Origin of the sequence: Xenorhabdus taiwanensis (genome assembly GCF_036512875.1) — a bacterium.
In the GTDB taxonomy this organism is placed as follows: Bacteria; Pseudomonadota; Gammaproteobacteria; order Enterobacterales; family Enterobacteriaceae; genus Xenorhabdus; species Xenorhabdus taiwanensis.
This window is the reverse complement of sequence record NZ_AP028978.1, coordinates 1,384,437-1,404,547: the sequence shown is the minus strand read 5'-3', so window position 1 is coordinate 1,404,547 and position 20,111 is coordinate 1,384,437. Positions and strand designations below refer to the sequence as shown.

Annotated in this window: 15 protein-coding genes; 8 read left to right on the top strand and 7 right to left on the bottom strand. The window is 41.2% G+C overall.

What is annotated here, in order from left to right; translation table 11 throughout:
• Positions 1-57 precede the first annotated feature (57 nt).
• Entirely contained in the window at positions 58-1,653 is a 1,596-nt protein-coding gene (locus ACE1SE_RS06325; RefSeq protein WP_374053114.1) for an ABC-F family ATPase, read from the bottom strand.
• A gap of 263 nt (positions 1,654-1,916) precedes the next feature.
• Here ACE1SE_RS06325 and ACE1SE_RS06320 point away from each other — a divergent pair, with 263 nt between their 5' ends.
• On the top strand, positions 1,917-2,912 hold the full coding sequence (locus ACE1SE_RS06320) for a Gfo/Idh/MocA family protein (RefSeq protein ID WP_374053113.1): 996 nt from the start codon (positions 1,917-1,919) through the stop codon (positions 2,910-2,912).
• Positions 2,913-3,013: 101 nt separating this feature from the next.
• Here ACE1SE_RS06320 and ACE1SE_RS06315 read toward each other — a convergent pair whose 3' ends face one another.
• The gene (locus ACE1SE_RS06315) at positions 3,014-3,478 is read right to left on the bottom strand and encodes a GNAT family N-acetyltransferase (protein ID WP_374053112.1); all 465 of its coding nucleotides are present in this window, start codon (positions 3,476-3,478) and stop codon (positions 3,014-3,016) included.
• A 235-nt stretch (positions 3,479-3,713) separates the two neighbouring features.
• On the opposite strand from ACE1SE_RS06315, the gene rhtA reads away from it, so the two are divergent.
• The 3 genes from rhtA to ACE1SE_RS06300 all read left to right on the top strand — a co-directional run bounded on the left by rhtA (position 3,714) and on the right by ACE1SE_RS06300 (position 5,734).
• Positions 3,714-4,604, top strand: coding sequence for a threonine/homoserine exporter RhtA (gene rhtA / locus ACE1SE_RS06310; protein WP_374053111.1), 891 nt, complete (start codon positions 3,714-3,716; stop codon positions 4,602-4,604).
• A gap of 210 nt (positions 4,605-4,814) precedes the next feature.
• A complete protein-coding gene (dps, locus tag ACE1SE_RS06305) occupies positions 4,815-5,321 on the top strand; it encodes a DNA starvation/stationary phase protection protein Dps (RefSeq protein WP_374053607.1) in 507 nt (168 codons plus the stop codon).
• A gap of 188 nt (positions 5,322-5,509) precedes the next feature.
• Entirely contained in the window at positions 5,510-5,734 is a 225-nt protein-coding gene (locus ACE1SE_RS06300; protein WP_074022446.1) for an alkylphosphonate utilization protein, read from the top strand.
• A 105-nt stretch (positions 5,735-5,839) separates the two neighbouring features.
• On the opposite strand, the gene ACE1SE_RS06295 is transcribed toward ACE1SE_RS06300, so the two are convergent.
• Entirely contained in the window at positions 5,840-6,193 is a 354-nt protein-coding gene (locus ACE1SE_RS06295) for a cupin domain-containing protein (protein WP_374053110.1), read from the bottom strand.
• An 840-nt stretch (positions 6,194-7,033) separates the two neighbouring features.
• Between ACE1SE_RS06295 and ACE1SE_RS06290 the strand changes: the two genes are divergently transcribed.
• Positions 7,034-8,161 (top strand): hypothetical protein, encoded by a 1,128-nt coding sequence (locus ACE1SE_RS06290; protein ID WP_374053109.1) that lies wholly within the window; start codon positions 7,034-7,036, stop codon positions 8,159-8,161.
• Entirely contained in the window at positions 8,154-8,783 is a 630-nt protein-coding gene (locus tag ACE1SE_RS06285) for an AAA family ATPase (RefSeq protein WP_374053108.1), read from the top strand. The genes ACE1SE_RS06290 and ACE1SE_RS06285 overlap by 8 nt, the downstream gene beginning before the upstream one ends.
• 34 nt (positions 8,784-8,817) lie before the next feature.
• Here ACE1SE_RS06285 and dinG read toward each other — a convergent pair whose 3' ends face one another.
• Positions 8,818-10,932 (bottom strand): ATP-dependent DNA helicase DinG, encoded by a 2,115-nt coding sequence (gene dinG / locus ACE1SE_RS06280; RefSeq protein WP_374053107.1) that lies wholly within the window; start codon positions 10,930-10,932, stop codon positions 8,818-8,820.
• Between the two features lie 213 nt (positions 10,933-11,145).
• On the opposite strand from dinG, the gene ACE1SE_RS06275 reads away from it, so the two are divergent.
• Positions 11,146-11,301 (top strand): YohO family small membrane protein, encoded by a 156-nt coding sequence (locus tag ACE1SE_RS06275; RefSeq protein WP_167366712.1) that lies wholly within the window; start codon positions 11,146-11,148, stop codon positions 11,299-11,301.
• 39 nt (positions 11,302-11,340) lie between these two features.
• Complete coding sequence (gene sseA, locus ACE1SE_RS06270) at positions 11,341-12,180, top strand: 3-mercaptopyruvate sulfurtransferase (RefSeq protein WP_374053106.1); 840 nt, start codon at positions 11,341-11,343, stop codon at positions 12,178-12,180.
• Positions 12,181-12,266: 86 nt separating this feature from the next.
• On the opposite strand, the gene ACE1SE_RS06265 is transcribed toward sseA, so the two are convergent.
• The 3 genes from ACE1SE_RS06265 to dusC all read right to left on the bottom strand — a co-directional run bounded on the left by ACE1SE_RS06265 (position 12,267) and on the right by dusC (position 20,108).
• A complete protein-coding gene (locus tag ACE1SE_RS06265) occupies positions 12,267-17,342 on the bottom strand; it encodes an RHS repeat domain-containing protein (protein WP_374053105.1) in 5,076 nt (1,691 codons plus the stop codon).
• 315 nt (positions 17,343-17,657) lie between these two features.
• Positions 17,658-18,755, bottom strand: a complete 1,098-nt coding sequence (locus tag ACE1SE_RS06260) for a hypothetical protein (protein WP_374053104.1) — start codon at positions 18,753-18,755, stop codon at positions 17,658-17,660.
• Positions 18,756-19,124: 369 nt separating this feature from the next.
• Positions 19,125-20,108 carry a tRNA dihydrouridine(16) synthase DusC gene (gene dusC, locus ACE1SE_RS06255; protein ID WP_374053103.1) on the bottom strand — a complete coding sequence of 328 codons (984 nt, stop codon included), beginning with the start codon at positions 20,106-20,108 and terminating at the stop codon, positions 19,125-19,127.
• Positions 20,109-20,111 lie beyond the last annotated feature (3 nt).

Genomic DNA, 20,111 nt, shown 5'->3' with positions numbered 1-20,111 from the left:
CTGATAAAGAAACATCCAGCCCAATTGGGTCGGATGTTTCTCTGCTAATATAAAGGCCTACCCGACAATCCCCTGACTTTTCAGATACTCATCATAAGTACCTTTAAAATCAATAACTTTATCGGATTTAATTTCCAGAACACGGCTAGCCAGTGAGCTAACAAAAGCACGGTCATGAGAGACGAAAATCAGTGTTCCCTGATAAAGTTCCAGCGCAAGGTTCAAAGATTCGATAGACTCCATATCCAGGTGGTTAGTTGGTTCATCCATAACCAGAATGTTAGGCTTCTGCATCATCAGTTTGCCAAACAGCATCCGGCCTTGCTCACCACCGGAAAGTACACCGACTTTCTTCTTGATATCATCCTGCCCAAACAACAAACGGCCGAGAATACTGCGGACTGCCTGCTCATCATCGCCTTCGCGCTTCCATTGGCTCATCCACTCAAATACGGTCATATCACAGTTAAAATCACTGGCGTGATCCTGCGCGTAATAGCCAATTGTGCTGTTTTCAGACCACTTAATTGTGCCGCTATTGGGCGTTTCTTCACCCACTAAGGTTTTCAAAAGTGTCGTTTTACCGATACCGTTTTCACCGATTACCGCCATCTTTTCGCCGACTTCCATCAGCAAATTCAGGTTCTTGAACAGTGGCTCGTTATCATAACCCTTAGTCAAGCCCTCCAATTCCAGTGCATTACGGAACAGTTTTTTCTCTTGCTCAAAACGGATATAAGGATTCTGACGGCTGGAAGCTTTCACTTCTTCCAACTGGATCTTATCAATCTGACGGGCACGGGAAGTTGCCTGTTTAGATTTGGAAGCATTCGCACTGAAACGGCTAACGAATGACTGCAATTCAGCAATCTGAGCCTTTTTCTTGGCATTATCAGCCAGCAGACGTTCACGAGCTTGCGTTGCGGCAATCATATACTCATCATAATTGCCAGGGAACAAACGCAGTTCGCCATAGTCCAAATCGGCCATATGGGTACATACCGTATTCAGGAAGTGACGGTCATGGGAAATGATGATCATAGTGCTGTTACGTTCGTTGAGCACTTCCTCCAACCAACGGATAGTATCGATATCCAGGTTGTTGGTTGGCTCATCGAGCAGCAAGACATCAGGATCGGAAAACAAAGCTTGTGCCAACAATACACGCAATTTCCAGCCCGGAGCTACTGCACTCATTAAGCCATAATGCTGCTCAACAGGAATGCCGACCCCCAGCAACAATTCGCCGGCACGCGCTTCTGCACTGTAACCATCCATCTCACCATAAGCGACTTCCAGATCGGCGACACGATAGCCATCTTCTTCGCTCATTTCTGTCATCGCATAAATGCGGTCACGCTCTTGTTTGACTTCCCATAGCTCCGAGTGTCCCATGATGACGGTATCCAACACGGTATATTCTTCGAAAGCAAACTGATCCTGACGCAACTTACCCAGACGCTCATTAGGATCAAGGCTGACATTACCAGAAGTTGGCGTTAAATCTCTGCCCAGGATTTTCATGAAAGTAGATTTGCCTGCGCCATTCGCCCCAATCAGACCATAGCGGTTACCGTTGCCGAATTTGACAGAAATATTTTCAAACAGTGGCTTACTGCCAAACTGCATAGTGATGTTGTTTGTACTTAACACAACTGTTGCTCTTATAAGTGAATAAAAAGGGAGATGATAAAACCGATAGCCGCGCATTATGCCACAACAGAAGAAAAGTATCGCCAGAATGCGTTACCCACGATTAAAGTCAGGGCAACACCTCAAATAACATACTGAATATTAATTATTTTTTATAAGAAACTTAACCTATTGAACTGTGAAATATAGAACAAAAAACGGCACTGTTATAAACTTCACTCTGAATTTTACAACTCAACAATTCGATATACCGGAAAAATACAATGCAAAAAGTAAGATGGGGTATTATAGGTTGTGGTAATGTAACAGAAGTAAAAAGTGGCCCTGCTTTTTATAAGTTAGAGAATTCAGAATTAGTTGCTGTCATGCGCCGCAATGCAGATTTAGCCAAAGATTTTGCCGAACGGCACAATATTCGAAAATGGTACTCGGATGCCGAATCTTTAATTAATGATCCGGAAGTTGATGCCGTTTATATTGCTACCCCACCTTCTACCCATAAGAAATACACTATTTTAGCAGCACAGGCCGGTAAAAGTGTTTATGTCGAAAAGCCGATGGCATTAACATTTGAAGAATGTAACGAAATGATTGCCATCTGCCAATTTCAAAAAGTTCCCCTGTTCGTCGCTTATTATCGCAGAGCATTACCGAGATTTATTAAAATAAAAGCATTAATTGATTCTGGCGCAATTGGTACACCACGAATTGTCAATTGCATGCAATTCCGGGAAATGTCCTCTATCTATCAAGATCCTGATAACTTACCCTGGTTTGTTAAACCCGAAATATCTGGTGGTGGCTTATTTGTTGATTTAGCTTGCCATACACTCGATATATTGGATTTTCTGCTGGGCAAAATTATCTCAGTCAAAGGACATGCCCATTCACAGGCAAAAGCCTATCCCGCCGAAGACTGTGTTTCCATGTCATTTATGTTCGAGAATCATGTTCAGGGAGTTGGCATTTGGAATTTTGTCGCCAGTTCTCGCGAGGATAAAGTCGAAATTATCGGTACAAAAGGCAAAATAGTTTTTGCCACATTTGGTGATTCCCCCATTTCACACTATGACGAAAATAACCAACTACACCAATATCATTTCGACAATCCCAAACATATCCAAATGCCATTTATTCAGACGGTTATTAATAACATACAGGGTAATGGCAATTGCCCATCCACAGGTGAATCTGCCGCTCGCACCAGTTGGGTTATTGATGAAGTATTAAAAGAGTATCGAGGGCGGCAAGTTGTATAACTTTTTAAACTACCTTAATTTATGCAGGGTAGATTGACTACCTTAACGATTACAATAACCATCAAAGTATCGCTTTGATGGTTTTAATATATCATTCCTGATCACAAAGTAAGCGCCATCGTTCTGCTGGTTTCTTGATACCCCTCCCTGATATAAAAACGTATCGCATCAACATTCTGGGATAATACGCTCAGTTCAAGATGCGAATAATGGTTTTCTTGCGCCCACTTTTTCATACCAGCCAGTAATTTCTGGCCAATTCCAAGATTTCTGGCCTCCTGACTCACCACTAGGTCAAAAACATAACCATAAGTCCTTGGAACCAGTCCATTAAAGGGAGGCGTCTTTTGCTCTTGAGCAATAGCAAAACCTCTAATGCTGCCACTCTCATCTTCTGCAACTAATAAATGAAATTTATCGTTATTGATATAGGAAACAATAGAATCTCTGTCTTGTTCAGCCGCTTGCATTCTATCCGGCTGCAACGCCGCCATTTCACTGAACAATACACGATAAAGAGATAAAATAGCCTCAATATCCTGCATAGTAGCCGTTCTTATTATCATTAGATTCCCTCGATTATTTTTAATGAATCAGTATGAATTTCCACCAACAGGATAATATAATTATTAAAACGATCAAGTCCCCTCACTGCATACTTCCAATGTGCCAAAATTCCCCGACAAAGCCACAACACTCCCTATTAACAAACATGCAACTGATAATACTGTTGAGTTATCTCTGTTTCACTGCGAAGATGGCATCCCTTAAATAACACGTTGTAACTGAGGTTTTTTTAAAATGTCTCTTTCCAAACATCGGGCAGCTTCTTTTCCACTGCTTCCTGTGATTTTATTGTTACTGTCAATGACATCAATTCAAGCTGGAGCCTCACTGGCTAAAACATTATTTCCTGTCATTGGTGCGCCTGGTGTCACCGCTCTGAGACTTGCATTAGGAACGATTATTCTATTTTTGATTTTTAAACCGTGGCGACTGAAATTTCAGCGTTCTTCATTACTCCCTCTTTTCGCCTACGGTATTTCCCTGGGAGCAATGAACTATCTGTTTTATCTGTCCTTATCCCGAATTCCGCTCGGCATTGCCGTTGCGCTTGAGTTCACCGGACCTTTAGCAGTAGCCATGTTTTCTTCCCGCCGCCCTCTGGATTTTCTCTGGATTGCCTTGGTCATTGCCGGATTAAGCTTCCTGCTGCCAATCGGGAATAGCATCAATACACTCGATCCTATCGGTATTGTGTACGCACTGGGAGCCGGTGTTTTTTGGGCACTTTATATTATTTTTGGGCAACGTGCTGGGGCGGGCTATGGTGCCGCGACAGTCTCTATCGGTTCACTCATTGCTGCTTTCATCTTCTTCCCAATCGGATTAATACAGACTGGCCCTGAACTACTGTTCGATACTTCTCTGCTACCTATTGCTCTGGGGATCGCCATTTTATCCACCGCATTTCCTTACACTCTGGAGATGATTGCTCTTACTCGCCTGCCAGCCAAAACATTTGGGACATTAATGAGTCTTGAACCTGCATTGGGCGCATTATCAGGTATCATCTTCCTTAATGAGCATTTGACAAAAACTCAATGGATTGCTCTCTTTTGCATTATTTGTGCTTCTATAGGCTCCACCTCGACTATTAAGCGAAAAACTAAAATAGAAAAAGTAGAATAATGACTTTAGAAATATTAATATGATTTATTGAAGCCGGAGAAAGAATTATATTCTCCGGTTTTTTATTTTTACGAATTATCAATATGTTATCGACCAATATAATAACTATCAATTCGATAGAGATAAGCAATATGACTTCTGGCAGATGATCAACTAAATTTATTCTATCTAATGAGATAACTCATTACTCAGAATTAAGGGAGCATTATGATGAATACAGCAAAATTAATCAAAACCCAACCTTCTGGCCTGATTTATACCCGAAATAATCTTGATGAGGGTATTAAACAGAGAACGATTACTGCCTTAAATCATATGGTAACCCTATTTATCGATCTATCCATGCTGACCAAACAGGCTCACTGGAACATGCGTGGCCGCAATTTCATCGCCATTCATGAAATGCTGGATGATTTTCGTAATTCCATTACTGATCATCTTGACACATTTGCAGAGCGAGCGGTTCAATTAGGTGGAACGGCGCTGGGCACTGTTCAAGAAGTGTATAAACGTACCACATTGGAAAGCTACCCGACAGGTATTCATGGTGTACAGGATCATCTAAAGGCACTGGCAGATCGTTATGCTGTCGTTGCTAATGATATCCGTCAGGCGATTGTTGATGCGGAAGATGAAGACACTGCGGATATGTTTACCGCGGCATCCCGTGATCTCGACAAATTTTTATGGTTTATCGAAGCAAATATTGAGCAATAAAATAAAAATATTATTCTTCATTAGGTTAAGGCCACATCCGTGGCCTTTTTTCATCAACATCCATTGTTGATGGAAAAAATATTAAAAATAGAAGTTATAACCTTAAAAATCCCGCAAACCTTTAAAAAAATCATTTTTCTCTCTATAATCCCTGTTTGATTCAAAAATAAACATGAGGATTCTATAAGATGGATATCGAAGTCAAAGATTCTAACGGCGCATTACTGAACGACGGTGATTCAGTTCAGGTTATCAAGGATTTGAAAGTCAAAGGGACTTCCAAGACACTGAAACGCGGCACGCTGATCAAAAACATCCGCCTGACCCACCGCGAAGATGAGATTGAATGCAATGCCGATAAAATTAAGGGATTAGTCCTGAAAACCTGTTTCCTGAAAAAAATAGATAAATAATTGTTACAATCCTATTCTTGCTTAAAGGATAAATAATATTAACTTTTATATTATTTATCCTTGAGAAGGAAGAGCTAATCAGCCCGCCCTTGCCTCCAACTCAAATCACGCGTGACACTTCTGATCTGAATTCGCGACTATATAGGGTTCTATTAATAGCAGCTTGGTTAATGTCTTGGACGAAGGCTTACTTTCCTCCCCTTTAGGTACTACAAAAAACTCACCTTGCTTTATTATTACGTGATCATTTTTAAAATCTATACGAAGTTCACCTTCAATAACCATAAATACCTTGTCTTCATCTTCATGTGTGTGCCATATAAAATCACCTTCAGCGAGCAATATGATTATCTTATATTCGTTTGTTTGAGCTATCACCTTCGGTGACCAAATTTCTTCTATTAAATCAAATTCTTGTTTTAAATTATTGACTTTTCTCAATGCGGCAATATGGCTCATGTTATATCCTTTTCCTTTAACTAGTTTTTGGTTTAAATTTTAAACAATCATCCATTCCATAAAATTATAGTCTTCCCGTTTTTTATAGTGACATACTAGTAAAAAAATTTAAACATTCAGTTTATCAGGCACCGAGCGTAGTATCCCCATCATTAAAATTGAATAGTATTACTCATATTGAATCAGGCGACTAATTATTACCTCTGCTAATTAAATTTGCCCGCTAAAAAAATAACAATATCACTTATAAAATCAATCCATTAAGTACATAATTCATAAACCAATTCCCAGAAAAGCACCAAATAGATTGGAATTTCAGCGAAGAGAATTTATGATAAAGATGTTTTTATTCTGATACAGAGTAAAGATATTGAAAATATTAAAATTTATATAGAGGTTACAAGATGAAGACTTCACTTACTCTATGCACAGCTATTCTGCTATTAATATCCTGGAATACATTTGCAACAGAAGCAAAATTGAATGATAAATCTGAGCAATGCGAAGCACGCGCACGGACTATATGTGCCAAGCATATTAAACATCATAAAAAATATCAATTTTGCCTTAAAGAGGTATATAGCGATTGTATGCATCAATAGATACAATATAACTTCAATTCTATTAAATAAATGTGATTTCAGAAATCCGTAAGTTAAACTGTTGGGGTGTATGTATACCCGTCATTATTAAGTGGCTAAGTACCTTCAATAACGATGGGTATATGTAACATTAATTAAATTAACTTTTAAAAGAGTGGATAAATAAATTTCAAGACATAAATAAAATTAATCCATAAAATCACCAGAAGTAATATAGAATATGGTTTTAGGAGAAAAAATGAATTTACTTATTGCAGATATATTGGAATATAAAGGCAAGATAAAAAAATTTGCATCAGGAAATAAAAACCTTATTTTATTTTTATGTTTTTTATTTATTCCAGCAAAAGCAGAAGGAATTTTTAGCGGATTGATATATTTATCACAACATGTAATAACCTCAAATAACATGATAACTTCCCTTTACCAAACATCAATATTCCTATTGGTATATGTTATCTTTTATTCAGTGCAAAAACCGTTATTTCCATTAAAACATTCAAATAGTTTTATTTCATCATTAATAGACCAAAAAACTTTCTTTGTATCCCGAATTATTTTTATGGTTTATAGTGCTATACCTGTCTCTATTTTCTTTTTCATAGGATTATTATCTGACAGTGGTAATTTATTATCACAAATGACCTCTGTGTTATTCTTGATCACAGCCTTTGCCGTGATTGGATTCGCCTTGTCAGAATTGAATTTATCTCACACCATAATTTTATCATCTTCGATTATTTTCATGTCTATATTTAGATATAATCCATTATATAACCTGGCTTATACTATAATTATTTTAACTATTTCTTTTCAAATATTTACCAAAGGTGGAAAAGATAATAAAAATCATCAAAGAAATGGTATTATTCTATCTAACAAACTTTTATTTCCCTATCCTATCAATTTGTTCTATTTTCTATCAACTAACAAAGTTTTTTTTGTAAATATAATAGCCTCGATAGTGTTTTTATATTTCATTGCTTATATAGCTTGCCAACAAGCTCCTGAAAATATTAACTATATTACTATAGGTTACTTTGGATTCATACTCTATATCTCAATGATATTGTTCTATCGTTTAGTTCATACCAATAAAAATTGTCTTTATCATCTGATTAATTTTATATCAACAAAAAAACTCCTATTACTTAATTATGGCATCTGCCTTTCTGTTTTTACTATCTTATGTGGTGTATTTATCTTATTTGTAACGCATTCATTGCATACAGTTTTATTTCTTTATTATTATGTAATATCTGTTTTCACTGCACTAATGAACCTATCAAAGACACACTATACAAAATTACTCACATTATGTTCCATAGTTTTATTTTCTTGTTTAGGAGGATATATTTATGCTTGATATCATTGAACTGGAGACGATGGTTGGTAGTAGAAAGATATTCTCAAATGTTAATTGTCAATTTAATATTGGTATAAATCGTATCACTGGCATCAATGGTTCTGGCAAGACAACCTTTCTTTCTTGCCTTTCTGGCATTAAAAAGATAAATAAAGGTAAAATCAATTTTGTCAAAGATCATAAAAATCATTTATTCAACTTGCAAAAGCAAGGTTTTTATCTATCTGACCAAGTTAATTTTTACCATTTTCTTACTGGCCTTGATATCATTAATTTAACCAAACGTTATAAAAAGATAAATCATAACGCTCATTTGGTAGATTATTTAACAGGTTTTGGGATCTCTCATTATTTAAATACAGAATTCGGCAATATGTCTTTAGGCACTAAAAAGAAATTCTTACTGACATCAGCACTAATTTCTGATGTTGATTTTTATATTTTTGATGAACCTACTAATGGTCTTGATTTAAAATCAATCATTTTTTTTAGGGAGTTGATCAAATCCTTTGCCGACAAAAAAATTTTTATTTTAAGCTCTCATGATGAGAGTTTCTTGCAAGGGTTAATGATCAATGATTATAAGATACATAAAAACCAAGTTATCAAGATGGAACATTGATGCAATGCGATTGGATAAATAACCCATCCTTGAGTTATTTATCCTTTTCCGACGGCACCTTTGGCCGTTCAATTGGAAATACAGGCAAAGAATTCAATAAACGTGAACCATAACGCTTGGTCAATAACCGATTGTCATAAATCACGACATCACCATAACACTTATGGCTGCGAATTAACCTTCCTACTTGTTGAATTAAGTTAAAAGAAGCGCTGGGTAAACTCTGTACTTCAAATGGATAACGTTTTAAAGATTTCAACCATGTGCTTTCAGTAATAATCACTGGATTGGTTACGGGAGGAAATGCAATTTTATGGATATGGACTTGTGAAAGATAATCACCTTTGAGATCCAAACCTTCTGCAAATGACTGCAACCCAACCAAAACGCTAGTTTGTCCTTCATCAATACGCTTGCAATGCGTTTCTACCAATCGATAACGAGGCTGATCACCTTGTACCAATAACATCAGCCGCAAGTCCGTAACAAAAGTCAGGAACCCTTCCATTGCTCGTTGGCTGCTAAAAAGTACCAACATTCCCCGATGTTTCCCTGCCATCAGTTGCGAGCGAAAATAACGTGACATTTCCTCAAGATGCTGCATTTCATTTTGAATGGTCGGCTCTTGTGTCATTTGCGGAATGACCAAACGCCCTTGTCGCACATGTTCAAAAGGTGATGACAGGCTGATAAAACGATCACCATAATTTTCATGTAATCCGGTAAGTTCCTGAATGCGGGAAAAACTATTTAGTGAACGTAACGTGGCCGATGTCACTACAACATGAGGAATGGTGCGCCATAGTAGCTGGGTTAATTGTTCGCTGACCCGAATTCCGGCACAATGAAAATAAAGATGTGATTGGTTTTTCTCATAGCGGCGCGTTAACCATTTTGATATCGGCGCATGGGAAGACTCTTCTTGTGAAGCCAAACGCCACAGTCTTGTTATATTCTCAAAATAACCCAATATTCGGCTGGATTGCAAAATAGCACGATGCAAGCGGACAATATCCTGTTTGGCTGTCTGATCACCTAAATCATTTAAAATCGCTTCCGCCAAACCACGCAATCCATCAGTAAGTTTAAATAATTGCTGACAGCAGAGCAGTAAACTATCCGGTAGCTTTCCCAATTCGAATAGGTATTCTTCCGCTTCACCACGCTCAGGCAATAATGCCTGTGTTATCTCCGCCAATTCGGTAAAGTATTCACGGATTGTTGCACAATGAGTCTGCAATCGAGGGATATTTGCTAAAGCAGGTGGTTTGGTCGGTCGGAATTGAACCAGATACTGTTCTACATGACGGATAAATACATCTAACTGCCCATTAAGCTGGAATAAGGTTATTTCCCCTTCAACTTCCAGGGCATCCCTTGCTACTTCGGGAATATGGTGCCCTTCATCCAGAACCAACAACAGATTTTTTGCTTCCGGCAAAACAGATTCACTTTCCAACGCAGCCATAACCAAAGAGTGATTGGCGACAACAACATCTGCATCTTCAATTTCCCTACGGGCAAGAAAAAATGGACAACGGGAGTAAAACTGACAATTGCGTGCCAGACAGTTCATTTTATCCGTACTGATTTTTGCCCATAGAGAATCTGCCAGTGCCAGTTTATGGTGATCACGTAAACCATCCCATGCAAATGTCGTATAATCACTGCGCAATCGACGGCATAGTTCCCGCTCTTCACTATTGGCAATTTCAGTCTGGTCTTCAACCAGAAACATCAAGTCAATCTGCTCCCCTTCTGCGGCGCAAATAGCTTCCAAGTTGCGCGGACAAACATAGCGTGCCCGACCAAAAGCGCCCGTATATTTCAGATCAGGAATAATCTTACGCAGTAGCGGTAAATCCTTGCTGTAGATTTGATCTTGTAAAGCAACATTGGCTGTACTGACCACCAATGGTTTCTGTTCTGCCCGGCTGATGGCAATCCCAGGGATCAGATATGACAACGTTTTTCCTACTCCTGTTGGTGCTTCTATCACCAAATGCCGCCCTTCTTCATCCGCCAATGTCTTTGCAACTTCCGCGATCATTTGGCGTTGCGGCGCGCGTGGAATGAAACCATCAATATGGGTAGACAATGATTTATACCACTGACTGATCTGATTTTTTATTGAATTGGAAAGTGCCATGAATTTTGCTGCTTAAAAATGAGGGGACTATTCTCTCATAGAGTGAATCTCAGATCAGCCTTATAAGGCCATTACTGGGAAACAGTTTCCAGCTTTTGCAAAAATAGTTTATCGCTTGTCTTGCCTCTGGAAGCCGATATACTTTTGGCTTTCTATCTTTTGGATTTTGATGATTGTTATCCTCTTTTTATTAAAACCTTATTGGACACAGAGATGAAAAAAATCCTGCTTATTATCATTATATTATTTTCCATCGGCTCAATTGGTGGGATCTTTCTGGCAGGGATGAATATATATACCCGCTCAACTACACCAATAGAAGCACCACAACAGACTCAGCAGGAAAATGCGCCAACAGGGCAACAATAAATACGTTGGTTTGTATCGTAACACCCGATGAGGAAGCTCATGAAAAATGAATATTTTGTCAGTCCACAATGGTTAAACGCACATCGCCATGATGAGAATATCGTTGTGGTTGATGCCAGTGCTCCAATGCCCACCCAAACCGTTGATTATCATCAACTCTGGTTAGAAAAACACATTCCGGGTGCACAATTTTTTGATCTTGATAAGGTCGCCAATCTACAAACCAATCTGCCACACATGCTGCCGGAACCGGAAACTTTCCGTCAGGTTGTCGGTAAAATGGGTATCAGTGAAAATCATCTGGTGGTCATTTACGATCAAGGCAATATGTTTTCTGCTCCACGGGCATGGTGGACATTCAACATCTTTGGTGCCCGTCATATCCGTATCCTCGAAGGAGGCTTACAAGGCTGGCAACAAGCTGGTTATCCAACCGAATCAGGAAAAGTGACCCGCTCATCTGAAGTTTTCAATGTGCAGTTTACCCCTGAAAAAGTCTGTTCTCAGGCGCAAATCCTCGATGCTCTCCGTAATGATGTAGCAGTACAATTTGTGGATGCCAGAGCAGAAGATCGTTTTCAGGCAAAAGTGCCAGAACCCCGTCCAGGTTTGAGAATGGGACACCTTCCCGGTGCTAAAAATGTTCCGTGGACAGCCCTGATTGATAATGGGCGTTATAAGCCAGTAGAAGAAATTACGACAATATTCCGCAAGCAAGGTATTGATTTAGACCAACCCATCATAGCCAGTTGTGGCTCTGGTATGACAGCCGCTATTTTAGTTTTGGGACTTGATATGATTGGTCATAAAGAAGCAGGATTATATGATGGCTCCTGGGCTGAATGGGGAGCCAATGATTCACTTCCATTAGAAAAATAGATAATTAGAAAGAATAAATAGCGATGAAAACAGGCCGATCACAGTTCGGCCTGTTTTGGTATGAAACATAAAATAAAATTAAACTCTTAATGGTTAAACTGAGCTATATTACTTAAGAATCCCGCCAATGCTCTCCTCATATCTGGAATTAAATTATTATTAAAAAATTGAAAGGCTTCATTATTTGATGGGAATTCTAAGCTAGGCAATGACTGTCGCATCACATGATACAGCCAGTCATTGATATCAAAATGAGAAAATTCGGCTGAGCGCCATAAATTTTCCATTATATTTATAGTGTTGTCACTCATTAACTCCAACCCCACTATATGAGTTTGCACCATAAAACGAAGTGTATTGACAGTGGAAATCACACGTTCAGGTATATTACGAACATCTAATATTCCAGTTGCAATAAAATGCAGATATAATGCTTCAAATTGTTCACTCGATATCTCTAACGGATATTCAATTCCATTTCCTAATGGAATGATATTATCAATAATTTCTATAGTGGAATTATCTCCTCTTGGTCTAAAGCATGCCCTTCTTAAGTATTCCACTTCTCCCTCAGCAGGTAATAATCCTTGAGTTTCGAGTCCTACAGTATTAATACGACTCCCTGGAGGGTTTTCAACGGGCATAATCCTCCCCTCCTCCATAGCACGGCCAAACGCAATTACATAATCGCTGCGACTACTTATACGTTTTGATACTTCTCCTCGAAGAGCCAGATTCATGCCACGCTGCCCTCCTCTTCCACTCAATCCATGACTAAAGCTTTCGATCAACTGCCCACCTACTTTCCTCATGCCCGTCACAATACCGCCAATGGCACCAGCCCCCAGACTCAGTGCCCCAAACCCCAGAGAAATCCATCCGAGCGTTGCCGAGGCACGGGGATTACTGTCTTCTGTAGCAGCACTAGCAATCCCCGTAACATCGGCAACAAGTCCCGCAATAATGGCCGCATCGCCAGCCAATGATGCCCCGCCTGTGGGAATAGCCATAGCCAAGCCAACAACCAGCCCGATGACTCCGCCAATAATTCCAAACAAATTACCCTGACTGAGATGACCAGTAGGGTCAATACGATTAATGGGGTCACCAAGGCAGTAGGCATATGCATTGAGACCCCCGGCACCAAACGGACTCAGGCTATCAGGCGCATTAAAACGCATTAAAACTGGATTATAAGCCCGATAGCCATTACCCAGATGATAAGTTCCCATCACGGGATCAATCCGTTCACCATTATAAGCCGGAATATCCGGGTTACGCTCCTCTGCAGCCTGCTGCCCATAAGGTGAATAACGATAGCGGGTTTGGGTACCATCATTTTTATGGCTCACCAACACACTACTATGGCTGTCAGTGCCCAATAAATTCGTCTGGGTATCCGTAATGGTCGCAACGAGTCCCCCCAGGGTATGTAACAGCCGCGTCGTCGTGCCACTTTCGCGCAGGACTTCGGCCACGCGCATCGTTCCCTGATAATAAAGTTCATGGGTCTTGTCTGTCCCCATTTGTTGCAGCACCAGTCGGTTGCTTGCATCATAAGCGTAGGTACTGGTGCTGTCACTGAAACGGACAGACATCAGCCGCCCCAGGACATCATAGGTTAAATGCCGGCCAGCCTCATCCTCTATCAGGCGACCCGCAGCGTCATACACCAGGGTGATCGTGGCCGGATAATTTGGGTGCGTATGGGTAATGGTATGCAACTGACAAGGATCTGACGGATTGTAGGTAAATGTCGCTGTATCACGGCTTCCATCATTGAGGGTCGTCACACAGGTAAGGATGTTACCCAAAGGGTCATAAGTAAAACGCTGACTGGCAATACTAAAGCCATAAGCATCACGAGAGCATTCTGAACCCGTACAGTGATATTCTGTTAGCCAACGCCGGGCGGGATCATACGTATAGGTTTCCTGGCGTAACAAGCCAGCACTCTGTGAACGGGTCAGGCGTGATGCTATTTGTCCTGTGACCGTATAAGTCTGCTCAAGCGTCAGCGTATCCGTTTCTGTCTGGATTTGGCGTTGGATCTCACGCTCAAAATCATCAAAACTGAGCGTGGTGGTTAATGTTTGGTTATGCTGTTTATCGTGAACACGCCAATGCTTGACCCGGCTGGCGGCATCATAGGTCAATACCACGTCAATATCAGCATCCTGCGTGGCAATCGGACGGCCAAATTCATCAAAACTGACATGACATTTTTTTCCTGTCACGTCCTGATAGGCGGTCAGCCGGCCGATAGGGGAATAGGTATAATGCGCCTCCCGTGCTGCCCCTGCCTTGGCATCCTCAAAATGGAAAGTTTCCCGCTGCAAACGGCCGGAAGCGGTATATCCCATACGATGTGTAGCCCGTTGTGCGGCACTGGCTTCCGTCACCATCCCAGTCTTGGGATCATAGGTAAAGCGCTGCTGTATTTCCCCCGCCTCCACCTGTGTCAGGGCGTGATCAAGCAAAGGTTCATAGGTATACATCGTCGTTTGTCCCAACGGATCAGTGACCTGGCTGGGATAGGGGTTTTTCCCCTGATAGGAAGAACGGTAGGTACGCCCGCCACTGGTGGTTGCAATCAGGCGGTGCAGGCTGTCGAACTGACGGGTTCCCAGCACCTTATCGCCAACCGCAATTTGCGTCACTAAACTTTCTGTCGTAAACGGGGCATAAGATTTTCGTACCACCGTGCCATCACTGTGACTGATAGTCAACAACCGTCCCAATAAATCGTAGGTGTATTCCGTTTTTTGCCCCAATGCGTCAATGGTGGCCCGTAATCGTCCCAAGCCATCACAGTGATTGTGCTGCTGGCTATACGGCCTGCCCTGGCTATCATAGAGCGTTATTGTTACAGGCTGATGACGTTTATTATACTTCACCGTACAGTGACTAAAAGACAGCCCTTCCGCCTGTCGGGTGATCCGCGCGGTACGGGTCACCGGATCATAATCGTGTTGGACACTCCCGCCTGTATCCCGGCTAATCCGGTGAGGTTTCCCCCAGTCATCATATTCAATGCGTTGATGGGAGGAAACCTGAACCACACGGGGTGCACTGTCCGTGCCATTTTCCGCAGGCAGCCAGTCATGCCACATTTGAGTCACCACACGCCCCCAACGATCCCGCTCCATTTCAGATATTAACTGCCAGACCTGATCGGGCTGCCCCTTTTCCAGTATTTCCTGCTGATAAGCATGCCCCTGCCCGTTAAAGCGGATACGCACCTGATTGCCCCACACATCGGTTTTCATTGTCGTCATCGCCCCAATCGCTTCAATGGCATAATCATACTGCTCCATTTGGCAATAATCAGTATGGGCATTACTGATATACTTTGAAATACGCCCGATATCATCATAGGCATAATCGGCAGTCTGTCCCTGCGCACCCACTTCATGCCATAACTTGTCGCTGACCTGTGATTGAGTGGCCTGGGTCGTGAAACTAAGCTGGTCATGCCCTGTCCATTCGGTGCTTTTTATCAGCGCCTCACCTTGCAGGGTATAGCGGAAGGTTTGCTGGCTTGTCCATGTCTTGCCGGCAGCCAGTTCCTTTCCTGATATGGCATATATCGTTTCATCAATACGGTGAATACGCCCATGATCGGGGGAATTCACATCATTCATATAGCAGGTCTGGCTTTCATGCAACAACTGGCCGGCGCTATACCAGCCCTGATAGGTGCAGACTACAGCATGAGTACCGGGAGCACCGGCCAGTGTGGGTAATAAATCATAGCGATAAACCACCTGATGTATCGGCGCATCATCATAAGTCCCTTCGGGAGAAGATTTGCCGGGTGTAACGGTCTTGGATTTGACAAAACGCACAAAGCCATACGGCGAGGCCGGACAGGTGCCTTCTTCCCCCTCTGCCGGATAATAAATCCAGTCAGTGCGGGTACCATCTGGGGCAATCTGCATGGTCGGGTTACCTGCTTTATCAAATTCGGTCTGGACAACCTCCACGTCAGATGCATCATTAAAGCTGACGCTGGCTCTTTTCGGCATCTGGAACTGCGGGGGTTGTTTTTCAAACGACAAACCCGTTTGGGCATAATAGTCGGTCTTATGTACCCGCTTGCACCCCTTTTGCTCCGTAGTTTCGGAAACCAATAGATGGTATTTATTATACTTTCGGGTAATATGACGTTGCGTTGTGCCGTTGTCCCAGCTTTCGGTCGAGCCATACCAGTAATTACTTAAAGCACCGTAAAGATAGTCTTCATCATCATTCCAACTCTCGTTACTCCCATAACCCAAAAAATTATTTTCGGTATATTTATAGTGCCTGATGATTTCAGGACCTTGCTTTGTATGTTGCGTGTACCGGGTGACATAAGGCAAAGACCGCAATTTTGCCTCTTTGGGAAACTGATGGCCGTCAAAATCGTAATCCACGAATTCAGTGGCGCCTGTCGGAGATGAAACCCGGTTTAAAAAATCGCTGTCTGAGTCATATTCCAGCTTCCAGATTAACGTGTGGTTACTCGTCTTATTTTTAATCTGAGTGACTTTGCCATTCTCAAAGAGTAATCGGATATCATAAGATTCCGATGATTCGGGCCAGACCGTAATACGGGTATAGAGAGCCGTTTTATACTCGATTTTTAACAGCACCCGCCTTTCGTCCGATACAGTAGCAAGAAGGGGTAAAGTCCCCGTCTTATAAATCCAGTCTAGTTTCAGAGAATGGCCTAGCGGGGTAAATATCTGTGTAGGAACTTTGAGGTGATAGGCATTGTTTGGCCCGGTCAACACTTCAACCGTACCCGATTTATGGATCACCCAGTAAACATTCCGGGCTACGTCCTTTTCAAACCGCACAATATCCTGCTTATACTGTTTCAGATAGACAGCGTCCTTATATTCATCCACTTTATAGCGCTCACCGGTGGAGAGACTTAATAACCGGTGCAAACTGTCATACTGGGTCAGCCCCAAGGAAAAGCCAATACCAAACCCTAGGTTGTCGGTATTAAGTGGGTTATACGCCAACGCTATCGTCTGGGTTGGTCCGAGATGATTATTGCCGGTTAGCTGGGCAACCAGCAGGGTATAAGTAAACAAACCGGTTCGTGGATCAACGCTGCCTGTGGCCGCACTTTGAAAGTTGTGGGCATTGGAGAAAAAATCATATGGCATTTTAGCGCCTCTCTTTTTTATTTATGGAAAAACGTATTTCTCATTTCATAATCAGAGGATGCTCAAGGAAAATTCACTACAGCCAATGACAACAATATATTATTAGAGTAAACATCCTCATTTTTTAAGCAGTAGCAGCCATTTCAGACTCATTATTTAGGATCCACACGATGGACTTTAGGTTTTGCTTCGTTGCTATCATGGCGGGATTCTACTTTGTATAAACATTGGCTTTTTGACGCTTGTATGTAAAATCTGATGCCTTTATTGCATAAGATAGCAACCATTTTGCATAAAGATGTCATTCTTGCTCATTCAGCCCTCCTGTAGGTAAAACGAATCTGCATTGTCCATGATAATTTTTAGAAAGACAGACTCATTACCATAGATATCGCGGAATTTGAATTGTGGAATGTTGTCAGCCTTATCAACCCAAAAACCAGCTGCAGGGCTTTCGAAATAAAGCCTACTCAAACTAACAACATCTGTGCGTGTTGTTGTGACTATCTCCTCTTGTGGGGTAGCTTCCCTTTTATTACTGCTAGTTAAATCCGGGGAATCCTCTATTACGACCCGATAAGCAGCTCCAGCCGTTCTCTTAGCACTATACGTCCCCCAAAGAAACCAAAGGTAAAGATTGTTACTTCTTGTATGATGGGTAAATCTTCGGTAATTATACTTAAGGGGATCTTCATCGTTTACGGTATTTCGAATCTCAACATCATGCACTTTAAACCCATTATCTGGAAAGAGGTAATAATTATTTTGAGTCCATTCCGGGTAGTCAAACAAAATATTCGAATGTTTTCCAAATACATCATATGTAGTCACGGTCTGTTTAACTTCATATGTGCCATGGGCAACTTTTTCTTCATTTATTGGTTTTGGTACCAGATTATTAGGATGATAAATGATTGGTTCATGGCCTGTAACAACAAGATGTGAGCCCTTATGATGAGAATCATCTGACACATGTGTTTTCCCATCCAATGTAACTCTTGCTATTATCTCGATGGTTTCACTTTTTTTTGTTTTCAGCCAATAAATTTTTTTCTGAGGTTCAGAGTCATCGCTGATCGCATCTCTTCCATATGATAAATTTGTGTCTCTTATTATGCTACTTCCTGGAAGCTGGTGACGGTAATCGTTTTCCTCAGAACTGTATTCCCACTCACCAGATAATTTTTTGTCTGTTATTTTATTAACTAATTCAATACTATCTAATTGTTCAGGAGATAAGGTCACCACCTCTTCATTATCAGCAGCTACAGCTTGTATATTAATAATGATACCAATTTGCATATTTCCATTAGCAAACAGATGGCCTTCCCTACTCCCACCAATTAAAGCAAGAGTAAAGGTGGATAGCCCCGTGATTTCCTTCAAAAAACCATCATCTTGTTGTGCGTTCATTATAATTCCCCTTTGAAAAATAAGAATAAAAAACTCATTGTCCTTTTAAGGAACTTTTAATTTTTCCATTACGATTTAAAAAAATAATAGCGACATTCCATTGTTCACATTAGATATATATAATATTATATCCAGAATTGAAATCTTTCCAGAATAGATTAAAAAAATAATATTACATCAATTAAATTACTTAAATAACCAAATGGAAATAAAAATAAAAATAGCAACAAATTATTATTTAATAATATATTTTCTCATAATATGATTTAATGATAAAAATTCATTAATATATCCCAGAGACACAAACAGCACCCTATCTATATAACATTATGCGATATAGCGATGTGTCACTGGGGAAAATAATTACCGTTAAGAAAGTTGAGACTGTAAATTGACAGGATATCGCAGTGAGTCTTTATCTGTGGCGAAGGCGATAGTATTGGCGATCTCAGCAGATGTTTTTAATACTCTGATTTGCATAAATAACTCATCCGCTTCATTATACTCTTTACGCAAATACCCCAGCCATTGCTTGATACGGGCAACGTGATAAAGCCCCGTATCTCCCTGCTTTTCCAGATAAGTATATTTTTGCAGTAGCTTGAGCACACCACTCCACGGCATCTTTGGTTCGTTATATTTAATGACACGACTCAAATTTGGCACATGCAGGGCGCCACGACCTATCATCACGGCATTACATTCTGTCGTTTTGATACACTCCTGAGCGCTCTGCCAATCCCAAATTTCACCATTGGCAATGACAGGAATGGAAAGGCGACGCCGGATCTCCCCTATCGCCTCCCAGTTGATACGCTCTGCTTTATAACCATCTTCTTTGGTTCGTCCATGCACAACCAATTCGGTTGCACCAGCCTGCTGGACGGCATCAGCAATCTCAAACTGGCGTGAAGCAGAATCCCATCCCAGACGTACTTTTACCGTTATCGGCAAATGTGCAGGCACGGCATCACGCATAGCTTTAGCTCCCTGATAAATGAGTTCGGGATCTTTTAATAAGCTAGCGCCTCCACCACTGCCATTGACTGTCTTGGACGGACAACCACAGTTTAAATCGACACCCCACGATCCCAACTCAACCGCCCTGACAGCATTTTCTGCCAACCATTCTGGATATTGTCCAAGGAGCTGGAGCCTGACAGGCGTTCCCGATGGTGTACGGCTCTGATAATGCAGTTCAGGGCACAACCGGTAAAAGGATTTTACCGGCAGTAAGCTGTCAACCACACGCAGGAATTCAGTAATGCACAGGTCATAGTCATTGATTTCACTCAACAATTCCCTGACCAAAGAATCCAAAACCCCTTCCATCGGAGCCAGCAAAACGCGCATGGA

What these genes read in the sequence shown, in the direction of transcription:
- ACE1SE_RS06300 (WP_074022446.1), top strand. Translation starts at nt 5,510, where the DNA reads ATGGATATCGAAGTCAAAGATTCTAACGGCGCATTACTGAACGACGGT.
- ACE1SE_RS06290 (WP_374053109.1), top strand. Translation starts at nt 7,034, where the DNA reads ATGAATTTACTTATTGCAGATATATTGGAATATAAAGGCAAGATAAAA.
- dusC (WP_374053103.1), bottom strand. Translation starts at nt 20,108, where the DNA reads ATGCGCGTTTTGCTGGCTCCGATGGAAGGGGTTTTGGATTCTTTGGTC.
- ACE1SE_RS06260 (WP_374053104.1), bottom strand. Translation starts at nt 18,755, where the DNA reads ATGAACGCACAACAAGATGATGGTTTTTTGAAGGAAATCACGGGGCTA.
- sseA (WP_374053106.1), top strand. Translation starts at nt 11,341, where the DNA reads ATGAAAAATGAATATTTTGTCAGTCCACAATGGTTAAACGCACATCGC.
- ACE1SE_RS06275 (WP_167366712.1), top strand. Translation starts at nt 11,146, where the DNA reads ATGAAAAAAATCCTGCTTATTATCATTATATTATTTTCCATCGGCTCA.
- ACE1SE_RS06315 (WP_374053112.1), bottom strand. Translation starts at nt 3,478, where the DNA reads ATGATAATAAGAACGGCTACTATGCAGGATATTGAGGCTATTTTATCT.
- ACE1SE_RS06320 (WP_374053113.1), top strand. Translation starts at nt 1,917, where the DNA reads ATGCAAAAAGTAAGATGGGGTATTATAGGTTGTGGTAATGTAACAGAA.
- ACE1SE_RS06265 (WP_374053105.1), bottom strand. Translation starts at nt 17,342, where the DNA reads ATGCCATATGATTTTTTCTCCAATGCCCACAACTTTCAAAGTGCGGCC.
- dps (WP_374053607.1), top strand. Translation starts at nt 4,815, where the DNA reads ATGAATACAGCAAAATTAATCAAAACCCAACCTTCTGGCCTGATTTAT.
- ACE1SE_RS06285 (WP_374053108.1), top strand. Translation starts at nt 8,154, where the DNA reads ATGCTTGATATCATTGAACTGGAGACGATGGTTGGTAGTAGAAAGATA.
- dinG (WP_374053107.1), bottom strand. Translation starts at nt 10,932, where the DNA reads ATGGCACTTTCCAATTCAATAAAAAATCAGATCAGTCAGTGGTATAAA.
- ACE1SE_RS06295 (WP_374053110.1), bottom strand. Translation starts at nt 6,193, where the DNA reads ATGAGCCATATTGCCGCATTGAGAAAAGTCAATAATTTAAAACAAGAA.
- rhtA (WP_374053111.1), top strand. Translation starts at nt 3,714, where the DNA reads ATGTCTCTTTCCAAACATCGGGCAGCTTCTTTTCCACTGCTTCCTGTG.